Annotated in this window: 13 protein-coding genes and 1 pseudogene; 5 read left to right on the top strand and 9 right to left on the bottom strand. The window is 46.0% G+C overall.

Annotated elements, in window-relative coordinates; translation table 11 throughout:
• Nucleotides 1-85 precede the first annotated feature (85 nt).
• Nucleotides 86-1,186, bottom strand: coding sequence for a class C sortase (locus HXT35_RS05035; protein WP_419185105.1), 1,101 nt, complete (start codon nt 1,184-1,186; stop codon nt 86-88).
• A gap of 433 nt (nt 1,187-1,619) precedes the next feature.
• Between HXT35_RS05035 and HXT35_RS05030 the strand changes: the two genes are divergently transcribed.
• Nucleotides 1,620-1,826, top strand: coding sequence for a hypothetical protein (locus HXT35_RS05030; protein ID WP_155114879.1), 207 nt, complete (start codon nt 1,620-1,622; stop codon nt 1,824-1,826).
• A 118-nt stretch (nt 1,827-1,944) separates the two neighbouring features.
• Here the strand turns inward: HXT35_RS05030 and HXT35_RS05025 are convergent, their stop codons facing one another.
• On the bottom strand, nt 1,945-3,705 hold the full coding sequence (locus HXT35_RS05025) for a SpaH/EbpB family LPXTG-anchored major pilin (protein ID WP_004128940.1): 1,761 nt from the start codon (nt 3,703-3,705) through the stop codon (nt 1,945-1,947).
• An 834-nt stretch (nt 3,706-4,539) separates the two neighbouring features.
• Between HXT35_RS05025 and HXT35_RS05020 the strand changes: the two genes are divergently transcribed.
• Nucleotides 4,540-4,869 carry a nucleotidyltransferase family protein gene (locus HXT35_RS05020; RefSeq protein ID WP_421777715.1) on the top strand — a complete coding sequence of 110 codons (330 nt, stop codon included), beginning with the start codon at nt 4,540-4,542 and terminating at the stop codon, nt 4,867-4,869.
• A 221-nt stretch (nt 4,870-5,090) separates the two neighbouring features.
• On the opposite strand, the gene HXT35_RS05015 is transcribed toward HXT35_RS05020, so the two are convergent.
• From HXT35_RS05015 to rpoB, 4 genes and pseudogenes are all read right to left on the bottom strand, one after another.
• Nucleotides 5,091-6,176 carry an ORF6N domain-containing protein gene (locus tag HXT35_RS05015; RefSeq protein ID WP_004128948.1) on the bottom strand — a complete coding sequence of 362 codons (1,086 nt, stop codon included), beginning with the start codon at nt 6,174-6,176 and terminating at the stop codon, nt 5,091-5,093.
• Nucleotides 6,177-6,352: 176 nt separating this feature from the next.
• Nucleotides 6,353-7,601, bottom strand: a pseudogene (locus tag HXT35_RS05010) (AMP-dependent synthetase).
• 309 nt (nt 7,602-7,910) lie between these two features.
• Nucleotides 7,911-11,930 carry a DNA-directed RNA polymerase subunit beta' gene (locus HXT35_RS05005; protein ID WP_004128956.1) on the bottom strand — a complete coding sequence of 1,340 codons (4,020 nt, stop codon included), beginning with the start codon at nt 11,928-11,930 and terminating at the stop codon, nt 7,911-7,913.
• An 82-nt stretch (nt 11,931-12,012) separates the two neighbouring features.
• Complete coding sequence (gene rpoB, locus HXT35_RS05000) at nt 12,013-15,561, bottom strand: DNA-directed RNA polymerase subunit beta (RefSeq protein WP_032841565.1); 3,549 nt, start codon at nt 15,559-15,561, stop codon at nt 12,013-12,015.
• A 414-nt stretch (nt 15,562-15,975) separates the two neighbouring features.
• On the opposite strand from rpoB, the gene HXT35_RS04995 reads away from it, so the two are divergent.
• Nucleotides 15,976-16,677, top strand: coding sequence for a tRNA (cytidine(34)-2'-O)-methyltransferase (locus HXT35_RS04995; protein WP_004128961.1), 702 nt, complete (start codon nt 15,976-15,978; stop codon nt 16,675-16,677).
• Between the two features lie 31 nt (nt 16,678-16,708).
• Entirely contained in the window at nt 16,709-17,536 is an 828-nt protein-coding gene (locus tag HXT35_RS04990) for a hypothetical protein (RefSeq protein ID WP_004128962.1), read from the top strand.
• A gap of 48 nt (nt 17,537-17,584) precedes the next feature.
• On the opposite strand, the gene HXT35_RS04985 is transcribed toward HXT35_RS04990, so the two are convergent.
• Nucleotides 17,585-18,442 carry a DeoR/GlpR family DNA-binding transcription regulator gene (locus HXT35_RS04985; protein WP_032843628.1) on the bottom strand — a complete coding sequence of 286 codons (858 nt, stop codon included), beginning with the start codon at nt 18,440-18,442 and terminating at the stop codon, nt 17,585-17,587.
• A gap of 175 nt (nt 18,443-18,617) precedes the next feature.
• On the opposite strand from HXT35_RS04985, the gene HXT35_RS04980 reads away from it, so the two are divergent.
• Nucleotides 18,618-19,772: a quinone-dependent dihydroorotate dehydrogenase gene (locus tag HXT35_RS04980; RefSeq protein WP_004128965.1), complete on the top strand. Its 1,155-nt coding sequence runs from the start codon at nt 18,618-18,620 to the stop codon at nt 19,770-19,772.
• Between the two features lie 168 nt (nt 19,773-19,940).
• Here the strand turns inward: HXT35_RS04980 and HXT35_RS04975 are convergent, their stop codons facing one another.
• The gene (locus tag HXT35_RS04975; protein ID WP_004128967.1) at nt 19,941-22,268 is read right to left on the bottom strand and encodes a transglycosylase domain-containing protein; all 2,328 of its coding nucleotides are present in this window, start codon (nt 22,266-22,268) and stop codon (nt 19,941-19,943) included.
• A 36-nt stretch (nt 22,269-22,304) separates the two neighbouring features.
• A complete protein-coding gene (locus HXT35_RS04970) occupies nt 22,305-23,030 on the bottom strand; it encodes a Crp/Fnr family transcriptional regulator (RefSeq protein ID WP_004128969.1) in 726 nt (241 codons plus the stop codon).
• Nucleotides 23,031-23,080 lie beyond the last annotated feature (50 nt).

Raw genomic sequence — 23,080 nt, 5'->3', positions numbered from 1 at the left:
TTACACTGCTTTGCGTCGCCAACACGGCACCGCAAGTTTTGTTATTAAGTTTTGTTATTAAGTTTTTGTTGCCATACGCAATCGCTCATAAACCAAGAATGTCTATAAGCCAATCGGAAGTCTTTTCGCTGTTACCACTCCGCTTGCGTTTTTTGCGCGAACTAGACTTTTTGACCTTCGGTCGTTTTTTCAGGCGATTTTCAATCGCCTTAGCTTCCTCGCGCTCAAGATCTTCTCTTCGTGCAGAGCCAGTTACTGCACTATTCTCTTCCCTATCTTCCTCGCTATCTTCTTCCCTATCTTTCGCGCTATCTTTCGTGCTATCTTCTTTACTTTCCTCGCTACCTTCCTTATCTTCCTTCTTTTTCTTCTTAACAGGCAAACCAGCCCACCAAATGTAGCCACCAACAATACACAGGCTTCCAAAGCACGCAACAATCCACCACGGAAATCGCGGAACATCAGGCTTTTTACCACGAAGCGCTTTATCTGCCGCAGGCGTTGGCACCACGCGTTCGCCAGTAACCAAAATGCGCTGCGTGTTGATACCAAGCGGCGTACAAGTAATCAGCGTCACCAAATCTTTACCAGGAACGGCTGCAATCTTCTTCGTCTCATCAGGGTTTACAACGATCTTGTCAACAACCTTGTAAGTGAGAATCTCGTCGAAAACCTCAATGGTAAAAGTGTCACCTTTTCCAACTTCGTCCAGCCTGGTGAACATTTCCGCACTTGCCAAACCGCGATGTCCTGTAATCACAGATCGCGTTCCCTTACCGCCAACCGGAAGCGAAGTTCCACGCAAATGACCAAGACCTTTCAGAAGAGTGGCATCTTCTGTGCCGTGATACACAGGCAAATCAAGATCAATTTTTTTAATGCGCAAACGAGCCATCAGCCCGTCATCGTTTACTTTCAATTGATCCCAGTAATCCTGGCTCGCATCGGAAGTAGCTCCGTGAGAAGTTGGTATGTTCGTATTTGCCTCGTAAATAGCACCCGACGAAAGCTTACTGTTATACTCACGAGCGCGACGGAGCTGCTCGTGCGGAGCAGGAACCGCGTGTGTAATAAGCTTTGCATACTCGGCCGCCACTTCCGACATGTGATACTGGCTTAGCCACATGGCGGCATGCGGGTAAATAAGAGACGCAAACGACGCAAGCAACAGCAAAGCCGGAACTATGCACGATTTAGAGAATCGCCAGTTTTTTGCGTTGTTGCGCGAGTTTGAGTGGTTTTTTTGGTTATGATTTTGTTTGCGATATTCTTTTCGATATTCTTTAGTATCGTCTATGAGTTTTGTAACTGATTTAGTTTTTTGGTTTGGACGAGGCTGGAAAATTTGTGTTTGCGCAAGCTCCCGTCCTTCGTTGCTTTGGCTGTTAAAGGCTTCACTGTCTGCTTTGTTCTTAAAAGAACGTAGCTTACTCAGTCCTCTTTTATTGCTGAACACAATTTTTCCAGCCTCTCAACATACTAAACAACAACACAAAACTCATAGACTCGTGCAAAAGTTACGCAACTGCGTGGTTTACTAAGTGCAACTAGAGTCGCGAAACTAAGCTGCGGGTGGGTGCGTGGTTTGCGTGCTTGGTGTGGCGTGCGCAGCAGCACTAATGTTAGCGGTCACTAAGCAACAAATAGTCGCCGTTTGCAAAGCAATGGTGCAAAGCTTCTGGAACTTTGACGGAGAATGTCCGGCAATTGTTGTCGTTTTTGCTACTTTTGACCACAAACGCCGTGTAATTTCCCGGCAAATGTTGTCGTTTTTGCGTTGTTCGGAAACATTTGACGTAGATTTCCTGCGCTTGCGCTACACCTGACCGCGCAACTAATCTGCTCAAACCGGTTGCACAGCTTGTTTCGAAATCAAACTGTGCAACCGGCAAAGCAAATCAGCTGAACAATCATCAAAGCAACTAACCAGCCGATTGAGTTTTACTACTGCTCTTGCTCCTTGCGACGCTTCATTACAATGTAGAAGAACGTGCCGCCCAAACCAAGAACACCGCAAAGCGTCAAAATCACCAAGCCGCGAGCACCAGTCATAGGCAGCGCTTTAAGGATCTTTTCGAGAGAAGTAGACTTCTTGTTGTTGATCTTCAAAGTGTTAGCTTTATCTTCTGCACCAGCAGTAAGATTCACACAATGAAGTTTGTTATCAAGTTCAAATCCATCTGGAGCAGTAGTTTCAACTGCGCAATAAACGTGTGAAACTTTATCAGCATTACCCACGAAGAATGAATCAGAAGCATTACCTTTATCGTCAGTTGCAGCCATCGTGCGAACTTTGTCAGTAGTCGTTATTAAATCAGTACCAGCAGCTTCAACTGTCTTACCATTAAGATTGTCTACAGTCTTACCTGCAGCAGCTTCATACACATTGAAGATTGCACCCTTCAAAGGATTACCATTCTTATTAGTAATGTCATCACTCAATCCAACCTTATCAATGGTGAGCTTAGCAAAATTAGTGGTATCTCCACCTTCGTGAGGATGATCTGGGTCTTCCTTACATGGCTTATCTTTAGTTGGAACGCAGCTTGGAGTTTTATCTCCATCGCCGGTTGCTACACCATCTACATCAGTGTTTATATTGTTCTTAATATTTCCAGGAGCAATAACTGTTGTTACAACTGTTGCTGTAAGTTTGCCACCAACTTTTGCAGAAGCCTTAGCCAAACCAGTTTTAGTGAGCTTAACGCGAATCCACTTGACAGTCTTGAGTTTTTCAGCACTGGATAAATCAGTAACCTCAGTTGGATTATCACCAATTGAAGAATATGCTTTAACTTCGTAATCTGTTGCAGTTAGCGTATCAGCATTATTACCATCTTTATCAGTAACCTTCACATCTTTAACACTGTTATAGTTCAAGAAGTCTGTGTTAATCGGGTCAGTGAATGAAACATTGGTATATGTGCTGCCACCATCTTTGATAGCAGTAAGTGGAATGGAAATATCCCAGCCCATCGTTGTATTAGTTCCATCAATGAATGGCTTGTTTGGATCAGCCTGAGCTTTCTTCTCTACCTTGCTGGAGCTAACGTCGTTCTTTGGATAAATCTTTAAGTTGTAAAGCCAACTATGAGTCTGCGTATCAGGAAGAGGAACCGTTACAAGGAATGGATTAACTTGCTTAGTAACCTTAATAGGCTTTCCATCTTTCTTAGGCGCACTATTAGCCAAGTCTTCTTCTACCAGGTACAAGCCGTACGTAGTACCAAGATTGAATGTTGTAGAGCCATCTGCAGCAGTTTCTTGTTCTTTAATGTCTGCATCAGTCGTAGAAACCTTCAAACCAGCATCAGTCAAAGCCTGACTAGCAGTTTTATTTTCAGTCGTTAAATTCTTGATGGCTTCCCAACCAGATGTATTAGACAAATCAATCTTGTTGCTTTTAGAATCAAGAATTGGAGTAAGCTTGAACTTCACTCCTGAAATTGGTTTTTGTGTGGCTGGAATATTCTTATACGCTTTACCATTATTCCTATCCTTGGTCTCAGGACCTTCATATTTATAAATAGTGATAGAAGTTTTCTGCCCAGTTTTAATATTCGCGGTGTTTTCACCTTGAGCAGGAGTAGTAGTCGGCGTATTTTCAGCCCAGGCGACTGAGCCGGCGACGCAGCAGGTGCAGAGTGTGCAGGTTGCGGCAAGCATTGCCACAGCCTGTTTTAATGAAATTTTGTTTAGACGCATATTCCCTCTCTTCTTGTAGGAACGTCTTGTTTTGGTTTACATTTTGTTTTCGGCTTGCAAAAAGCTAATTATAACAATGTTATGATGTAATAACAAATTTTAAGAAAGTTACTGCAAAAACCTTGTTGTTTTTAGCAATTTGTAGCAAGTTGGACGCGAGCGCTCAACTATGAGTAAATACAAGTTTAATCGTAAACAAGACACAAAAATAGGCATATTGCGCATATAAACAAATGTTTATACTTTTAAGCACCCCCCCCCGCGACGAACAGAATCCCTGTATATCAATGCTTTTGATGGTGTCATCATGCAAGACGCTGCTTATTTATTTGCATTTTTTCTTTTCAAAATTTTCACAAACTTTCACAAATCAAAATTCGGCGTGTCGCATTAGTGTATCGAGAAGCAACACAGCGCGCTTCTCGATACACTAATGCGGCAGCGCTTGCTCAGCGTGGAAAGCCCAGTGGGCTTTCCACGCAAGCGCGCACACGATTACGCTTTCTTTATACTCTTAAGAAAGCGTAATCCGACGAGCAATAATCCAATAAAACACCAATATAATTGATTCGCTTTTCGCTTAAGCGTGGCGCGAAAAGCGACCCAATGCGGTAGCGACGACTCAATGCAGCGCTCAGGCAGGTCGTATGTTAATAAGGTGTGATTAATTGCGCATTATGATATAAAATTTCATATAAGACAACAGTTAACAAAACTTACGCAATATACTGCGCGCATAAGCAATACGAGGAGGAAGCAGAATGACAAATAATATTGCATCTTCTCATTCGCTTGCCACTGACACGTCCGAACTAACGCCAATTGTAGTTAAATCTGTGCGAAAAAATAGCGCGCAAATTAGGCATAGACGAGCTGTACCTTTTTGGCTCGGTCGCGCGAAACGCATCAAACCGCTATTCGGACGTTGACTTCATTTACCAAATTCACAACGATCCAAACCTGCCGTCGCCGCAATCGACTATCGAAGAAGCGAGAAAAAAGCAAGAATTGCGCTTAGCTCTGTCCGAATGTTTAGGAAGAAAAGTGGATCTTGTAAACAAAGATTACGTAACAAAACCACTTTGCAATGGCGGAGATGCAGAATTGCAAAGAAAAGCGTTCGTTACAGCAATCAACAAACAGCCAATCTACAAAATAATTTAACGAGAGAGCTAACGCAGGATTTGACGCATAAGAATAAGGTAAAAAATGAGACCCTAACGCAGCGCGCCAACTGCGCCAGTAACAAAAAAGCGACATTATCCGTTACTAACGCAGCGCGCGAAAACAGCTCTATAATTTGCTGCAATTAAAAAAAGACGATAGATTTTTACTTCTACCGCCTTGCTTGGAATCCATACAACTTTCTAGCCCATTCCCGTATATCAAATTTTCAAATTCTTATTGTTTAACATTCCCCCAAACATTGCATGATACATATCCTTCGATGATTCTTCTATCTTGGTAATACTCGATATTTTATTTCCAGCATCCTTTGATGATGCTCCACAAAGATAAAAGGCTTCATTTTCTGCCCCAAAGTCTATTGCAATATATCTATCGTGGTATTTTTTATCAGCTACCTTCAGATTCAAATCTACATTAGGATAATCTTTTCTAAAATCATCTAAAATATTTTTCGTAAGCATATCTTTATTTCTTACATTATCGCTAAAAACTATGATTCGCGTGTTATCTCTTGCAGCCCTTAAAAGTTCCAACGTTTTAAGCCCTATATAGTTATCTATAACATAAATGCTTTTCTTTGCTGACTTATATATTTTTGTGTAGGCAACGTCCGCTTCTATCTTATCCCCATTCAGCAAAAGAAAATGCTTGTAAGTGCTACTATCTATAAAATTATCCATCACTTTTTTCAAATCTTCTTTTGTTGCTAGGGTGATAATTTTATTATTCATATTTGCTATTTCTTTTGAATGCTGCATTATGTTATTTGTATTTTGATTTGTTTGCAATAACAGTTGCGACATTTCTTTTGAGCTAAGAAAGTCTCTATTCTCAATAATGAAGTCTTTCATCTGCTTAAACATTCGTATTAAAGCTCGACTTTGCCTAATCGCAAGTTCTCCCCTTAATACAGTCATAAGCATATAGATGCCCTGTTCCGTAAAAGCGTAGGGATTGTATTTAATGTTACTGCCTCTGCCTTGCACTTTGTTAAAGGTCGCAAAATGCGACCTTGAAAGTTCATATACTTGCCCATTGTTCAAGGTGCCAAAATGGCACCTTGAAAGTTCATATACTTCCTCATCGGTTAGCCGGAACATAAAATCATCCCCTTCAAATTTTTCAATATTCCTTTTAACCTGTTCGTTAAATCTTTTTGTAGAATATCCATAAATTTCAGCAAGTTCAAAATCAAGCATAACTTTTTGATTTCTTATATGGTAAATCTTACTTTTAAGCGTAGTTTCATCTATTATCGCAATCTCTTTATTCTCTTCTGCCATGGTGCCCTCCAAAATTATCTAAATCTCTTGCCAAAACAACCAACCAGCAACACTCACACAGAACGCCAACTGCACCAGTAACGAAAAAACGCATCTATCCGTTACGCACGCAGTACGCCGACTGCGTCAGTAACAAAAAAAAAACGGTAAAGCGTGCGCATTCTAAGCGCCCGCTCTCATCCAACGCGCATAATCCGCGGCACACCAGCCTCAACAAGCTTCCGCTCAAGATTCTTAACGCCAACAACATCCGCAAAATTAAAACGCACAATCTTACTCACGCCGCACTCCCTAAAAAGCACCGACTCACGCTCAGCCTGCCTATCAATATTGCGATTAATAGCGGCCTGATTGTAGGAATTACGCAACATTTGAGTATCAGCCGAAGAATTAAAGTTGATATTCGCATGCGTCGAATTAGTCGAATCAACAAAATACTTGTCATACCCATCAAGCTCGCCAACAATCAGGCCACCGCCTGAAACCCGCCACAAAAAATCACACCTATACTTAACCCTGGAATTAGACGCAACAAACTCATGCTGTAACGCAGGCACCATAAACCCAAGATCAATCATCGTGCCGCGCGCGAAAGACTCGCCACCATTCTCGCTTAAACCATTCTGAAAAAAGCAAAGGCGACGCAACCTAAAAATAGGATCCGCATTACTGCCGAAACCAGCTACACAGCTATACACAAAACCGTTGCCAACTACACCACTACCGCCAACACCAACAGCACCATCTCTTCCACCGTCTCTTCCGCCATCTCTTCTTTCGCAAATCTCAAGAACCTTGTTAAAGTTCACGTTATCGCGCGCAGCAGAATCAAAAATCGGCAAAGCAGCCCTAAAACTCAAACTGTTAGCAGCATCAAAAAGCAGAGTACTTTTGTCAACAACATGACTTCTAATCTCATAACTTACCCTGTCACTTGAATGCGGAAGCGTAATAAGCTGACCATCATATTTGCGACTCGGCTGCACAATACGCACGTCGTCGCTAGTAGCCATCCTGCTCCTTTCCAGTTGCGCCAATACGATGCAATTGCGGATTATCGTGCGTAGATTTGTTAGTTTTTGAGCGAATATAAATCTGCGTCGGAAGCGTTTGTAAATTCGTTTTCTGTAAATCATGTTTACTGCCAACAAGCAGCGTGTCATAATCTTCAACAACATCATAACCTAATAAAGCTGCCCCACTCGTAACAGTAAACTTCCAATCCGGATAAAGATCCATCAATGAAAGCGCTACGTGACGTATGCGTTCTGACGTATATAGCTTCTGCCAGTACTCAGTTCGCGCGTAAAGATTACGAAAAGTGCGCACAAAAGTGCCGCTTTTCACGCATCTATACGCATACTGTTTTTGAGCTGCGTTAATAGGTAGGATGCATCGATGCTCTATTTCGGCATCTCTTATCATGCGTATCGTTTCGTTGTTAGTTTTAGGCATACTACTGAGATTATTCGATAATACGATGAATAAACAATAAATTTACAGCATTGTGGTTAAAAGGTATTTAAGGACGATTCATGTGTTACTTGCGCAGAACGTCAACTGCACCAGTAACGAAAAAGCGACATTATACGTTACTAACGCAGAACACCAACTGCGTGAGTAACAAAAAAGCAACATTATACGTTACTAACGCAGAACACCAACTGCGCCAGTAACAAAAAAGGAGCTTCAAGCCAGAAAGCTTGAAGCCCCATTTATATCAGATTAGCGAAATCACTCAGCTTCGTCGCCGTAATCACCCTGACCACCCTGATCATCAAGGAAGTCATCTGGATTAAAGTCATCGCCGAGCTTCATATCGCCGAAATCAATGTTGGAGAAGTCAACATCCGCCATATCGCTTTCACCGAAGTTCGATGGCGTACCGTCAGCACCACCCAAACCGAAGTTAGGGTAAATGGAGTCACGCACCTGAGGATCCGGCTCCACGTTAGCGTTGCGATAACGCGCCAAACCGGTGCCAGCTGGGATGAGCTTACCGATAATAACGTTCTCCTTCAAGCCCTTAAGATCATCTTCCTTCTGGCTCAAGGCGGCCTCAGTAAGCACGCGCGTAGTCTCCTGGAAGGATGCTGCAGAAAGCCAAGAATCCGTAGCCAACGAAGCCTTGGTAATACCCATAAGCTCTGGTCGACCAGCAGCAGGCTTGCCACCGTTCTTAACAGCAGCCAAGTTTGCCTCGCGGAACTTCGCCTGATCAACAAGCTCACCAGGAAGAAGCTCAGTGTCACCAGAATCAATCACCGTAATACGGCGAAGCATCTGGTGCACAATAACCTCAATGTGCTTGTCGTGAATATCAACGCCCTGAGAACGGTAAACGTTGTGAACTTCTTCCACAATGTTCACCTGAGCCGCACGCGGACCAAGGATTCGAAGAATCTTCTTAGGATCCACAGAACCTTCAATCAGCTGCGTACCAACGTCAACATGCTCGCCATCCTTTACAAGCATTGGCGCACGACGCGTCACAGGGTAAACGATTGGGTCAACAGTTGTGTCGTCTGGAGTCAAAGTCACCTGACGGCCGTGGTCGGTATCCTCAACCTTCACAACGCCTGGGAACTCAGCGATTGGAGCCTCGCCCTTAGGAGTACGAGCCTCGAAAAGCTCCGTAACACGAGGAAGACCCTGCGTAATATCGGAAGCCGAAGCAACACCACCAGAGTGGAAGGAACGAAGCGTAAGCTGCGTACCAGGCTCACCAATGGACTGTGCTGCCACAATACCAACAGCCTCGCCAACATCCACGAGTCGGCTCGTAGCCAAGGACCAGCCGTAGCACTTTGCGCAAACGCCGCGCTTAGATTCGCAAGTAAGCACAGAACGCGCCTTAACTTCCTCAACGCCATGCGCAACCAAATCACGCAAAACGTCCATAGAAAGCGCATCTCCACACTTTGCCAAAACTGTTGTGCCGTCGGCAGGATCGAGAACATCTGCAGCAAGCAAGCGCGAGTATGGACCACCGTCAGCAGCCTTAACAAGCGTCAAATTGCCGTTTTCGTCGCGATCAGCAATTTTCATCATAAGACCGCGCTTAGTGCCGCAATCTTCTTCACGCACGATTACTTCCTGCGAAACGTCCACAAGACGACGAGTCAAGTAGCCAGATTCTGCCGTACGAAGTGCAGTATCTGCCAGACCCTTACGAGCGCCGTGCTGGGAGATGAAGTACTCCAACACGGACAGACCATCGCGGTAGTTTGACTTAACAGGTCGAGGAATAATCTCACCCTTAGGGTTTGCCACGAGGCCTCGCATACCAGCAATCTGGCGAATCTGCATCCAGTTACCACGTGCGCCTGACTGAACCATGATGTTCACGTTGTTGTCGTCGTGGAAGTTTTCGCGCATTGCGTCTGCAACCTTGTCGGTGCATTCAGTCCACAAGTTGATCAACTCTTGACGACGCTCTTCGTCAGTAAGAAGACCCATATCGTACTGGGAGTTGATTTTTGCAGCCTGATCCTCGTAATCTTGCGCAATTTGCTCGCGATTTGGAGGAAGCACAATGTCGGAGAATGCCATTGTTACGCCAGACCAAGGAGCACGAGTAAAGCCGAGATCCTTCAAAGCGTCGAGTGTTGCAGCAACTTGAGCTGTAGAATAGCGGGTTGCGATTTCGTCGACGATCTTAGAAAGTACGCCCTTCGGCACCTGCTCGTTTACGAACGGATAGTCGACTGGCAAAGTTCCGTTGAACAAAATGCGTCCGCAAGAAGTTGCAAACAGTACAGTTCCGTCCTTAAAACGCTCTTCGCGCACAACGTCTGGGCTGCCTGGCTCAGGATCAACAACCTTAAGCTCGGAAGGCTCCCAATTCTTTGGCAATACGAAGTCTGAAGGAACGCGAATCAGCACCTTAGCTTGCATGTCAATCTCATGCTTGTCGAGAGCCATTTCAGCTTCAGCAAGCGAGGAGAAGACTCGACCTTGACCCTTGGCTCCCTCAATTACGGTAGACAAGTAGTAAAGACCCAAAATCATATCCTGAGAAGGCATTGTAACGGTGTGACCGTCTGCTGGCTTCAAGATATTGTCGGAAGCCATCATCAAAGTGCGCGCTTCAGCCTGAGCTTCTGCAGAAAGCGGAAGATGCACTGCCATCTGGTCACCATCGAAGTCTGCGTTGAATGCTGCGCAGGCAAGTGGTGGCAGGTGGATTGCTTTACCTTCAACCAAAATTGGCTCGAATGCTTGAATACCCAAACGGTGAAGTGTAGGTGCGCGGTTAAGAAGCACAGGATGCTCGGAAATAACTTCCTCGAGCACGCCCCAAACTTCGGAGTCGCCGCGGTCAACCAAACGCTTTGCGCTCTTCATATTCTGAGCGAAGCCCTGATCTACCAAACGCTTAATAACGAACGGCTTGAAAAGCTCCAACGCCATTGGCTTCGGCAAACCGCACTGATGCATGCGAAGGCTTGGACCAACGACGATTACGGAACGGCCGGAATAATCAACACGCTTACCGAGCAAGTTCTGGCGGAATCGGCCTTGCTTACCCTTAAGCATGTCTGAAAGCGACTTTAATGGTCGGTTGGATGCGCCGGTTACTGGACGTCCGCGGCGACCATTGTCGAAGAGCGAGTCTACTGCTTCCTGAAGCATGCGCTTTTCGTTATTAAGCATGATTTCAGGCGCGCCAAGCTCAATAAGTCGCTTCAAACGGTTGTTACGGTTGATTACGCGACGGTACAAATCGTTCAAATCGGAAGTTGCGAAACGACCACCATCGAGCTGAACCATTGGTCGCAAATCTGGTGGGATTACTGGAATTACGTCCAAAACCATAGCTTCTGGCTTGTTTCCAGTAGTCAAGAATGCGTTTACAACCTTCAGTCGCTTCAAAGCGCGAGCCTTGCGCTGACCGGTTCCGTTGTCAATTTCTGCGCGAAGCTCTTCTGCGGCAGACTTCAAATCGAAGTCCTGCAAACGCTTCTTAATAGCTTCAGCACCCATGCAGCCTTCGAAGTAGTCGCCGTAGCGATCTTCCATCTCGCGCCACAAGTCAACGTCGCCTTCCATGTCTCCGGCACGCAAGCCCTTGAATCGGTCAAATACTGCGTTCAAACGCTGAATCTGCTCATCATAGCGAGTACGAATAGCAGACATTTCGCGCTCTGCACTGGCGCGCAACTTAGATTTTGCAGCACCCTTACCTTCGCCAGATTCTTCCAGCTCGTGCAAGTCTTCTTCAACTTTCTTAGCGCGCGCTTCGATTTCGTTATCGCGACGCTTGCGAAGATTGCCGATTTCGGTATCGAATTCGTCTTGCAAATCTGGAAGATCTTGGTGACGCTGCTCTTCGTCGACTTTCGTAACCATGTAGGCTGCGAAGTAGATTACTTTTTCAAGATCCTTAGGTGCAATGTCGAGCAAGTAGCCCAAACGGCTTGGCACACCTTTGAAGAACCAAATGTGTGTTACCGGAGCTGCAAGCTCAATATGACCCATGCGTTCGCGGCGAACGCGGCTGCGGGTAACTTCCACGCCGCATCGCTCGCACACGATTCCCTTAAAGCGCACGCGCTTATACTTGCCGCACGCGCACTCCCAGTCGCGAGTTGGACCGAAGATCTGCTCACCGAACAGACCGTCCTTCTCTGGCTTTAGGGTACGGTAATTAATGGTTTCTGGCTTCTTTACTTCGCCGTGGCTCCAGCTACGGATATCTTCGGCGGTGGCCAGTCCAATCCTCAGTTTGTCAAATGCGTTGACGTCCAGCACTCTTATCGTCCTGTCTCATGAAATTGTTTTCTAATGTTTCTTAATTTCTTAAAGTGTGTTCGTTACCGAATCGGTTACCGAATCACTGGTATTCAGGTTCAACAGCAATCTGGTCTTCCTTGGCGGACGAATCTGGTCGAGCGCCAATATTGAAGCCAAGATCGTCGGAAGATGAAACTGGGTCGTCCTCTTCATCCTTCATGTCGATTGCAACGCCTTCAGCGTTCAACACTTCAACATTAAGGGAAAGCGACTGCATTTCCTTAAGCAACACCTTGAAGGATTCAGGAATGCCTGCTGGTGGGAGGTTATCGCCCTTAACAATAGCGCCATACACTCGCACGCGACCGTCGACGTCATCAGACTTCGTGGTCATCATTTCGTGCAATGTGTAAGCAGCACCGTAAGCCTCGAGCGCCCACACTTCCATTTCGCCGAAGCGCTGGCCGCCGAACTGAGCCTTACCACCCAACGGCTGCTGGGTAATCATGGAGTAAGGACCAGTGGAACGAGCGTGAATCTTATCATCAACCAAGTGATGCAGCTTCAAAATGTACATGTAGCCCACAGAAATTGGCTTCGGGAATGGCTCGCCAGTGCGACCGTCGAACAAAGTTGCTTTGCCGTCAGAACCAACAAGCTTTTCACCATCGCGATTTGCGAGCGTTGTAGAAAGCAAGCCCTTCAAAGTTTCTGGGCGAACGCCGTCGAATACTGGGGTTGCAACTGGAGTGCATGGATCGCCATGCTCAGCGCCCTGCGGCACGTACTTCTTCCAAGCAGCCTCAAGATCTGGATCCAAGTTAATATCCCAGCCAGCGTGAGCAATCCAACCCAAGTGAAGCTCGAGCACCTGGCCCAAGTTCATTCGAGAAGGCACGCCCAACGGGTTAAGCATGATGTCAACTGGAGTACCATCAGCCAAGAATGGCATATCTTCTTCTGGCAAAATGCGGGAAATAACACCCTTGTTGCCGTGGCGGCCGGAAAGCTTATCGCCTTGCGTAATCTTACGATGCTGAGCGATGTAGACGCGAATCATTTGGTTCACGCCGTTTGGAAGCTCGTCGCCGTCGTCTTCAGCGTCTTCACGAGTGATTTCCTTAACTGCAATCACAGTACCGGTTTCGCCGTGTGGCACGCGCAAAGAAGTATCGCGCACTTCGCGGCTCTTTTCGCCGAAGATTGCACGAAGCAAACGCTCTTCTGGAGTAAGCTCGGTTTCACCCTTAGGAGTTACCTTACCAACCAAAATGTCGCCGGCTTCAACTTCAGCACCGATGCGAATAATGCCGCGCTCGTCAAGATTTGCAATCGCATCTTCGCCAACGTTTGGAAGATCGCGAGTAATCTCTTCGGAACCAAGCTTGGTTTCGCGAGCATCGATTTCGTATTCTTCAATATGAATAGAAGAAAGCGTATCGTCTTGCACAAGACGCTGGGAAATAATCACAGCATCCTCGTAGTTGTAACCATTCCAAGGCATGAATGCAACGAGCAAATTCTTACCCAATGCAAGTTCACCCTTTTCGGTTGCAGGACCATCTGCCAAAACAGTACCAGCTTCAACACGCTCGCCATCTTTAATAAGTGGCACCTGGTTGTAGCAAGTAGTCTGGTTAGAACGCTGGAACTTAGAAAGCTTGTAGCTGGACTGAGTTCCATCGTCGTTCATAACGCGAATAATATCTGCAGAAACGTAGGTTACAACACCTGGCTTTTCTGCCAAGATTACGTCGCCAGAATCAACTGCTGCACGCCATTCAGAGCCGGTACCAACAAGTGGTCGCTCGGACTTAATAAGCGGCACAGCCTGACGCTGCATGTTCGTACCCATCAAAGCACGGTGGCCTTCGTCGTGCTCCAAGAATGGAATCAAGGAAGCGCCGAGGGAAACCATCTGGCGTGGGGAAACGTCCATGTAGTCTACAGTGCTTACAGGCACATCGACTGCTTCTTCTTCGTCCACGCGGGCAAGTGCCTGAGTGCCAACGAAGTTGCCGTTTTCGTCGAGTTCCTGGTTTGCTTGAGCAATAACGTGCTCAGCTTCACGGTCTGCAGTCATGTATTCGACTTCGTTAGTTACGTGACCATTCACAACCTTGCGGTATGGGGTTTCGATGAAGCCGAATGGGTTGATGCGTCCGAAGGTTGCCAAAGAACCGATAAGACCGATGTTTGGACCTTCTGGGGATTCGATTGGGCACATACGTCCGAAGTGGGATGGGTGCACGTCTCGAACTTCCATGGAAGCGCGATCGCGAGAAAGACCACCAGGGCCGAGTGCGGAAAGACGACGCTTGTTCGTAACGCCTGCCAATGGATTGTTTTGATCCATAAACTGGCTGAGCTGGGAAGTTCCGAAGAATTCCTTAATAGTTGCGTTTACTGGGCGAATGTTAATCAAGGACTGTGGAGTAATTGCTTCCGCATCCTGAGTTGTCATACGTTCGCGCACAACGCGCTCCATGCGGCTTAAGCCGGTACGAAGCTGATTCTGCACAAGCTCGCCAACCTGACGAATACGACGGTTGCCGAAATGATCAATATCGTCAACGTCAACGCGCAACTGCACGTCTTGACCGTCGCGCTTACCTGGGAAGGTTTTTTCGCCTGCGTGTAAGGTTACCAAATACTTGATAGTGGCGATAATATCTTCGCGGTTCAAGCTGCGATCACTGTAGTCTGCTTCGAGACCAAGCTTGCGGTTGATCTTATAGCGACCAACGCGAGCCAAATCGTAACGCTTTGTGTTGAAGTAGAAGGAATCGAGAAGATTGCGGCCAGCTTCTGGAGTTGCAGTGTCAGCCGGGCGAATCTTACGATACAAGTCGGTAAGTGCATCGTCTTGCGTATCGATAGGCTCTTTTGCGAGCGCATCCAAAACAAGAGGATATCCTTGGAAAGCTTCGGCAATTTCGTCTTTCGTCATGCCGATTGCCATAAGGAATACGATTGCGGACTGCTTACGCTTGCGGTCTACGCGAACGCCTAAAACGTCGCGCTTGTCGATCTCAAATTCCAACCATGCGCCTCGGCTTGGAATAATCTTCGCACCGAAAACATCCTTGTCGGAAGTGCGATCTTGCGCACGGTCGAAGTACACGCCTGGGGAGCGCACAAGCTGAGAAACGATTACTCGCTCGGTTCCGCCAATAATGAAGGTGCCGTGAGGAGTTTGAAGTGGGAAATCACCCATGAAAACAGTCTGGCTCTTAATTTCGCCAGTTTCGCCGTTTTCAAACTCAGCGTTCACATAAAGTGGAGCAGAATAGGTGTAATCCTTTTCCTTGCACTCGAGCACAGTGTGGCGTGGCTCTTCAAAGTATGGGTCGGAGAATGTGAGGCTCATTGTCTCAGCAAAGTTCTCGATTGGGGAAATCTCCTGGAAGACTTCGTCAAGACCGGAAACATGAGGCACGGTGTGAGTTCCGTTTGCCTCGTCTTCAGCGACGCGCTTCTTCCAGCGCTCAGAGCCGATCAACCAATCAAAGCTGTCGGTTTGCACGCCGAGGAGGTATGGCACATCAATAGGCTCACAAATGGAGCCAAAATTCACACGATCTGACGCTTTGTGCAGTTTAATATCATGCTCGTCAGCACGTGCGATGACTTTCGTGGTGCTCGTCATAGCTTGTTCAGCAGCCAATGGACGTTCCTTTATCACTCGCTAGTTAATATCAATATTTGAAAACTGAAGAAAATCGCGGCAAATTTGGTGCTTATTTAAGCATATTTTGATTCGCGGGCGCCTTCTTCGGTTCCATGAGCATGCCCGCTATATGACACACCTTACACAGACTGACTATTCTAGCGAAAGCTCCAGACTTTTCGCAGCTATCACCACGCCAATAAAAACCGATAACAAACGCCGGAAAAGTTGCGCGCGTTTGGAGCGATACGCAACCCCAAACCCTCCAAACGCGAGAAAACTACACGGCAAATGTTTCCCAAAACAATAAAACATAATGTGCAAGTTGCGAGTAAACTAAATACGTTACGATTACGAAGTTACGTAAGGAATACTTAAAAGCTAAGGAATAGAATGGATAACAGCGAGAATACGCAAGAAGCAGCGGCAAAAACCGAAGAACAAGCCGCATCGCAAATCGAATCGCACAAAGCCGCCGCAAGTCGCGTAGAGCAAATGTACGAGTACGGCTACCGCAAGTCAAACTACGGTCCGGACGAGCTTGTAACCGACGCTCATGGAAATCCGATTAGCGTTATGGACGCCATGCTCAGCGCAGACGATGCCGCGCGCGCAGAAACGCACACTCCTCATCTTTGCTTCTACTCCCCTCGTATTCCAGGCAATACTGGTTCTGCGATTCGTCTTTGCGCTGTAACTGGCACGATTTTGCACTTGGTTGAGCCGCTTGGTTTTAATTTGCACGATACTAAACTGCGTCGCGCAGGCTTGGATTATCACGATATGGCTCACGTTGTTTTGCATCCTAATTTTGAGAATTTAGTTGAGTCGATGCCTAATTCGCGAATTATTGCTTTTACAGCAAATGCTACGAAACTTTACACTGATATTGAGTACAAGCCGAACGATATTCTGCTTTTTGGACCAGAGCCTGGAGATATTCCGGATCCGATGGATGTTATGGCAGGCCCGCATGTGGCAGAGCAGGTTCGTCTTCCAATGCGACCTTCGCTTCGTAGCTTAAATCTTACGAATTGCGCTTCTATTGCAGTGTATGAAGCGTGGAGGCAGCTCGGTTTCGCCGGCGGCAAGTAAGCACATCAAACTATGCATTACAATGGATAATATGTTCACACCATCCGGAATACAGCGCAAAATAAAGCGACAGGTGCAGCGCAAAGCGAGCGCCATATTTAATCGCAGTAAATTGCGTAAATCCGGCAAAAAAATGAGCACGTCGCAGCAAAAAATGTATTTTCGCAGACGCGTTTTTGTGTGTGTAGTGCTTTTTTTGATTGTGTCGCTGGCAATATTTTGCGTTATTAGCTTAGGTAAGGGACTTGCTGCAGTTGGCGGAGCGATTACAGGGCATGAAGTTGATGTTTCTAGAAAATCCGTGCCTGATCCGCGCCCGGTTGGTCTCACTCCCCGATGCACTGCGCGCGATATTAATATTGAACTTTCTGTGAAATCTCAAAACGTTCCTATGGGCGGAAGCGTTGAGCTTACTGAGCGTTTTGTTTATGAGGGAAATACTTCGTGTCTTATTGATGCTTCCGATATGAATTCTGTGCTGTCTGTAAACAGTAGCGATGCTGTTAGTAAGGCGAATGATGATGCAAAAGATAGTAAAGATGGCAAAGATAACAAAGAAGTAAAAAGCGGCAAAAATACTAAAGATTCAAAAGACGCGAAAGACGCAAATAGCAGCAGCTACTTATCTAACGCAGTGTGGCGTTCAGACACTTGCGATACTGCTTTGAAACCGCTTCTTATGGCTAAGGGCGATCATTTTGAAAAGAAGATTACCTGGAATACCAATACGAATGCAGGAAAAGGCTGCACTGCAGACGAGGATTTGCCGAAGGTGAATCGCGGAACTTATGTTCTTAGAGTTGAGCATAAGCGCGTTGCGGGATTGCATAGCGAGCCGCTTTTTGTAAACGTGCGCTAGGCGTGAGTTAAGCAAAAAACGTATTCCAGCTTCGCGCAAAACTTCGCATCAGTTTTCGTCTGCAGAATTATGTGCTAAATCAAAATCCGCAGCATCTGCAGCAGAATTAAGAATCTCGCGATCGTCACCAACAGGCGCCAAAACCAAATCCTTAACAAGCTCGCGCGTACGAAGCTGCGAATCAGCGTCCAAACCATCGTCGGTAATAACAGTATCAACCTGATCAAAACGCGCAAATAGCGAAAGCGACGTGCAGCTCCACTTAGTGTGATCCGTCAAAATAATAGTGCGGTCAGCAATATCCATTAAAGCCATATCTGTAGCCGCTTCCAAAGAGTTCGGCATAAGGAATCCGCGAGGAAGAGACACCGAGTGCGTGCCAAGAAACACGGTATTCACGCGAAGAGAAGCCACAACTTTGTCTGCAATCGGGCCAACCAGCGAGTTGGAGCGCGTAATCACGCCGCCGGTTACAATAACCTCAACATCCTTGGACTCCAACGCCTGCACAAGCTCGGCAACAGGAATCGAATTAGTCAAAATCGTAATTCCGGAAGCCCTACGCGACTCCAGCAAATGCTGCGCAAACACGTAAGCTGTTGTGCCGCCGCCAATAGCAATAACATCTCCCGGAGAAACGTAGTCCACAGCCAAGCGCGCAATAGCATCCTTCAAACCAATGTCCATTTGCGACTTTACAGAAAACAGTGGCTCGGAAAGCAAAGTGTTGGTTGTTACAGCGCCGCCGTGAACACGCTTTAAAAGACCGCGATCGGAAAGCTCGGCAATATCCCTGCGAACTGTCATTGCAGAAACGTTCAGCTCTTTAGACAGCGCGGTAATGCGAACTGCACCGCGAGTACGAAGACGGCTTAAAATCAAATGTTGACGCTGCGAAGAAATCATACGAACATTATCGCACAAGTATACGCAAAAAACAAACGCGATTGAGCGTTTTGGGGTGTAAAAACGAAAAGAACGCACATTTACCCGCGTACAAATCTTATTTTTGTAATAAATCGCACAAAAACGAACGCGCATTCGGGTGGCAAACGCACAAATAATGCACTAGTATATAGATATGCATTACGTTTCTGAAAATTCATTGCACAATGTCGTCAATAAAGCCACGACTGATCTTTTCACTTTCTCCTACAAGCATGTAATAAAGCCTCATTTTGTGTTCAACATTCCACCTGATGAAGCTCACGAACGCATGATTGACTTCTGCAAATTCAGCGAAAACACGCCGGGACTTATGTGGCTTCTTCGCACAATGCTTAACTACACGGATCCAGTTCTTGAAACTAATGTTATGGGATTAGATTTTGCGAACCCGTTCGGCTTAAGCGCTGGATTAGATAAAAACTGCCAAATGGCAACCGTTCTAGACAATGCCGGCTTTGGTTTTGAAACAGTTGGCTCAACTACAAGCCGCCCTTGCGAAGGAAATCAGAAGCCTTGGTATCATCGTCTTCCGCAATACGACTCTATTTTGGTGCACGCAGGTTTGGCAAACGACGGCAGCGAAGCGGTTGTTGCGCGCGCAGAAAAAGCGTGGACTAAAGCTAAATCAATGAATATGTCTATTTCAATTGCTCGCACAAACGACGATTTAGTTGGCGACTTAAACGAAGGCATTGAAGATTATCACATTTCTATGGAGCGCGCGGCTGGACGCAGCTCGATTATTGAGGTGAATATTTCCTGCCCAAATACTCGCGTAGGTGAACCATTTAGTCAGCCGGAAGCGCTGGATAAGCTTTTTAGCGATCTTGATACTATTAAGCGACCGCAGCCAACTCTTGTTAAGATGCCGCTTAATTTGCCGGGAGGATGGGAGCAGTTTAAGTCACTTCTAGACGTTCTTGCAGAGCATAAGGTTGATGGCGTAAGTATTGCGAACTTGCAGAAGAACCGCTCCGGACTTGACGTTCCAGCAGATTGGCAAGGCGCACTTTCCGGAGGCCCTACCTACAGTGCAAGCAACGAACTTATTAGTCGCACGCGTAAGGCTTTTGGCAATCGTTTTGCTATTGCTGGAATTGGCGGCGTATTTACACCAAAGCAAGCATACGAGAAGATTCGCGCTGGTGCGGATTTGGTTATGTTTATTACGTCGCTTATGTACAGAGGACCGCAGCAGATTACGACGCTAAAGCGCGGACTTGCGGATCTTTTGAAGCGCGACGGATTCGAGCATGTTTCCGACGCTGTTGGAGCAGATTTAGACTAAAAGTGACATAAACTACTCAATCATGAGTAGTTTATGTCGTTTTCTTACGTAATTCCGACCAAAACAACTCAATCATGAGTAGTTTATGTCGTTTTCTTACGTAATTCCGACCAAAACAGAGCAACGTTGAGTAATTTATGCCGCCTACGCTGTTTAATCATCTAAAACTTAATACTCATCTCCTGTGGAAGTGCTGTAGTCATCACGACGAGCAGTTCCATACTGATCCTGTGTCTGCAGCTGCTTATTAGCCTCTTCCTGCTGTTCGTTAGCGGCCTGACGACGAGCGTCTTCATCTCGCTTCTCCTGCTCAGTTTGCGAAGGCTTCGTATAAAGCGAGTCTTGCTTTGAGGAAGCTCCAGCAGTGTACTTTGGATCAGGCTTTCCGTAATCGTTATCAACAGGAATATTAGCAGCCTTCAAATAGTCGTTCATAAACTGCTTCCACGCAGGCGTTGCAATATACATACCATACCAAGCTGCCATCGTGCGGCCGTTAATAGTCATGCCGTTGAAGCTTTTCTGCGATTCAGCATTGCCGACGGCAACAAACGAAGCAACCTGATACGGCACAAATCCTGCTGTTGTCATGTAGTACTGTTCGTTAGTACCAGTTTTTGCGAAGGTTTTACGTCCGCCGTCAAGCTGAGTTGTTGAAGCCTCACCACCAGGCTGAACAACACCCTGATTAAGTGCGTATGCGGCAGTTTGTGCAATACCCTTTGGAATAGCCTGATGGCAATGCGCACTAGGAACTCTTAAACGCTTACCATTCTTATCAATAACTCGCTTAATAGCAATCGGATCGCAAGCAACACCATCTGCACCCAAAGTTGCATACACATTAGCAACAGTCAAAGGCGAAGCCTGCACAGAACCAATGGTCATTGGCGGGTTCAAAGAATTGGCCGAATACACACTTTCCTGACCAAGAGGCGAGTTATGGTATCCAAGAATTTTAGCCGCGTCTGCAATAGAACACAGCTTAATTTGCTGAGCCATAGATGCCTGCGTAGTATTGTGAGAACGAACAAGACCTTGCAAAGGCGTTTCTGGGCTAACAGTGCCACCGCCGGAGTTTTGCACAAACCATGAGCCGAATCCGCGGAACTTATTGCAGTTAAAATCAGAATTATTGTATCGAATAGTCGTGCGAAGAGGCTGGTTGATTGACTTTCCAGCAAGCATCCACGCAACCATATTAATAGGCTTCCAAGTAGAACCAATCTGCCAGCCGAGACCACCGCCATCTCGCTCGTCAACAGCGTAGTTAAGAGCAGTATGAGTTGGATCAGACCTAGCAGCGTCGGACGCGTCATAAATACGATTGCTACCAAAGGCCAAAACTTCACCAGTTCCAGGCTTAATAGCAGCAATCGAAACTTCAAAACCGCTTTTATCGTTTACTGGAATCGTGTCACGAGCAGCTTTCATTGCAGCCTTACTTGCGCGCAAATCCATAGTGGTGTAAATATCGAGACCACCTTCAGTAAGAAGCTTTTCTCGCGCAGCAGCCGTCTTTCCAAATTCGCGAGAATGCAAAATTCGTTTGGTTACGTAATCGCAGAAGAATGCGGCGTCACCTGCAGCCTGGCAACCAATCTTAGACACTTCTCGCTGCACATTAAGAGTATTTTTTAGAGGGATTGCTACGGCAGAATCATGCTCCTTCTTATTTATAAAACCTTGACGAAGCATTAAATCAAGCACAATATTGCGCTGCTTTTGCGCTTCTGGCTGATTTTCTTCAATAGACGGATCGTAATGAGAAGGATTTTTTGTGATTGCGGCAATAGTTGCAGCCTGCACAAGATTAAGCTTTGCTGCGCTCGTATTAAAGTAACGGTGAGCCGCAGTTTCTACACCGTAAATATTATTGCTACCAAATTGCGCAATATTAAGATAGCCTTGCAAAATCTCAAGTTTTGAATACTTTTTTTCCATTTGAATTGCTATGAGCATTTCGCGAAGCTTACGCGCAATCGTACCTTCAGAAGCGTGATATTCCGCCAAAGGATCGTTGTTTTCGCGCGCTTTAATCATAAGCACATTTTTCACATACTGCTGGGTTAAAGAAGAGCCACCTTGCATATCTGACTTTTTAACGAATGTTTTCACAAACGCGCGCATAACGCCTTGAACATCAACGCCAGAATGCTCAAAGAATCGCCTATCTTCACGAGCAACCATTGCCTGCTGCATATATTGCGAAATACGTCTAAGCGGCACAACAGTGCGATTTTGCGCATAAAATGTTGCGATAATTGTTTTGCCATCAGCTGCATAAAGTCGCGATTTTTGTGGCAAAGCAGTTACGTCAAAATCAATGCCATCAACGCGAAGTGAAGGAACAACTGTTTTCACCACGCTATTCACACTCATAACACCAGGAACGAACATAATACTTGCAGCAACACCACCTGCAACACACAAAGTGATGTAGGTAAGAAACAGTGCTAGCACACGACGAGCAGTAAGTGAATTCTTTTTCGGCATGCGTACTATTCTAAAGGTTTGCCTCTACTTGAATAATCAGCGCTCTGCTCTTCGAATTAACATTCCCGGCTTATAAATAATAATCGAACGTCCTTTTCGCATAATCCACCCGCGATTTGCAAAATCCATAAGCGCCTTGTTCACAGTTTCCCTAGAAGAACCAACCAACTGAGCTAATTCCTCCTGAGTTAAATCATGCGGCACAAGTAAACCGTCACTCATTGGCTCACCAAATCTGGATGCCAAATTTAACAGAGTTTTTGCCAAACGAGCTGGAACATCCATAAAAACTAAATCTGAAATTCTCTCATTATTAGCTCTCATTCTCGCAGCCAAAACTTGCAGCATATCTACAGCAACTCGAGGATGATTATTTAGCCAAGCGAATAAAATATCGTTTTCCAGCCACAAAACTTTTGTTTTGCTTGTAATGGTGATTGCTGAAGCGGTACGAGGACCGCCCTTTGGGTCAAAAACAGGAATTTCGCCCAAAATTTCACCAGAAGTATGAATACTAAGCAATTGCACGCGATTATCGTTAGAATGACGCACTAATTTTACGCGACCGCGCTCAAGAAGGTACATTCTGTGATCGGTATCGCCCTCATTAAAAATCGACTCACCTTTGTTAAAAATCGACTCCTGAAGATGCACCAAAAGTTCCTTCATTTGATCCGCAGGAACTTGCTTAAACAATGCAGTATGTTGCAGCGACAATCTATCACTATTTGTAATCACTGCACTAGTTTTGCTTATCACCATTGCTTTACCCTTCTCAAGCAAAGTAGATATATCGCCTTTGAGTTACCTAC

It is taken from the genome of Gardnerella sp. DNF01141 (genome assembly GCF_049244255.1).
Classification (GTDB): domain Bacteria; phylum Actinomycetota; class Actinomycetes; order Actinomycetales; family Bifidobacteriaceae; genus Bifidobacterium; species Bifidobacterium vaginale_E.
Note: the sequence above shows the minus strand (reverse complement) of the source record. Positions and strands in the feature narration are given on the sequence as shown.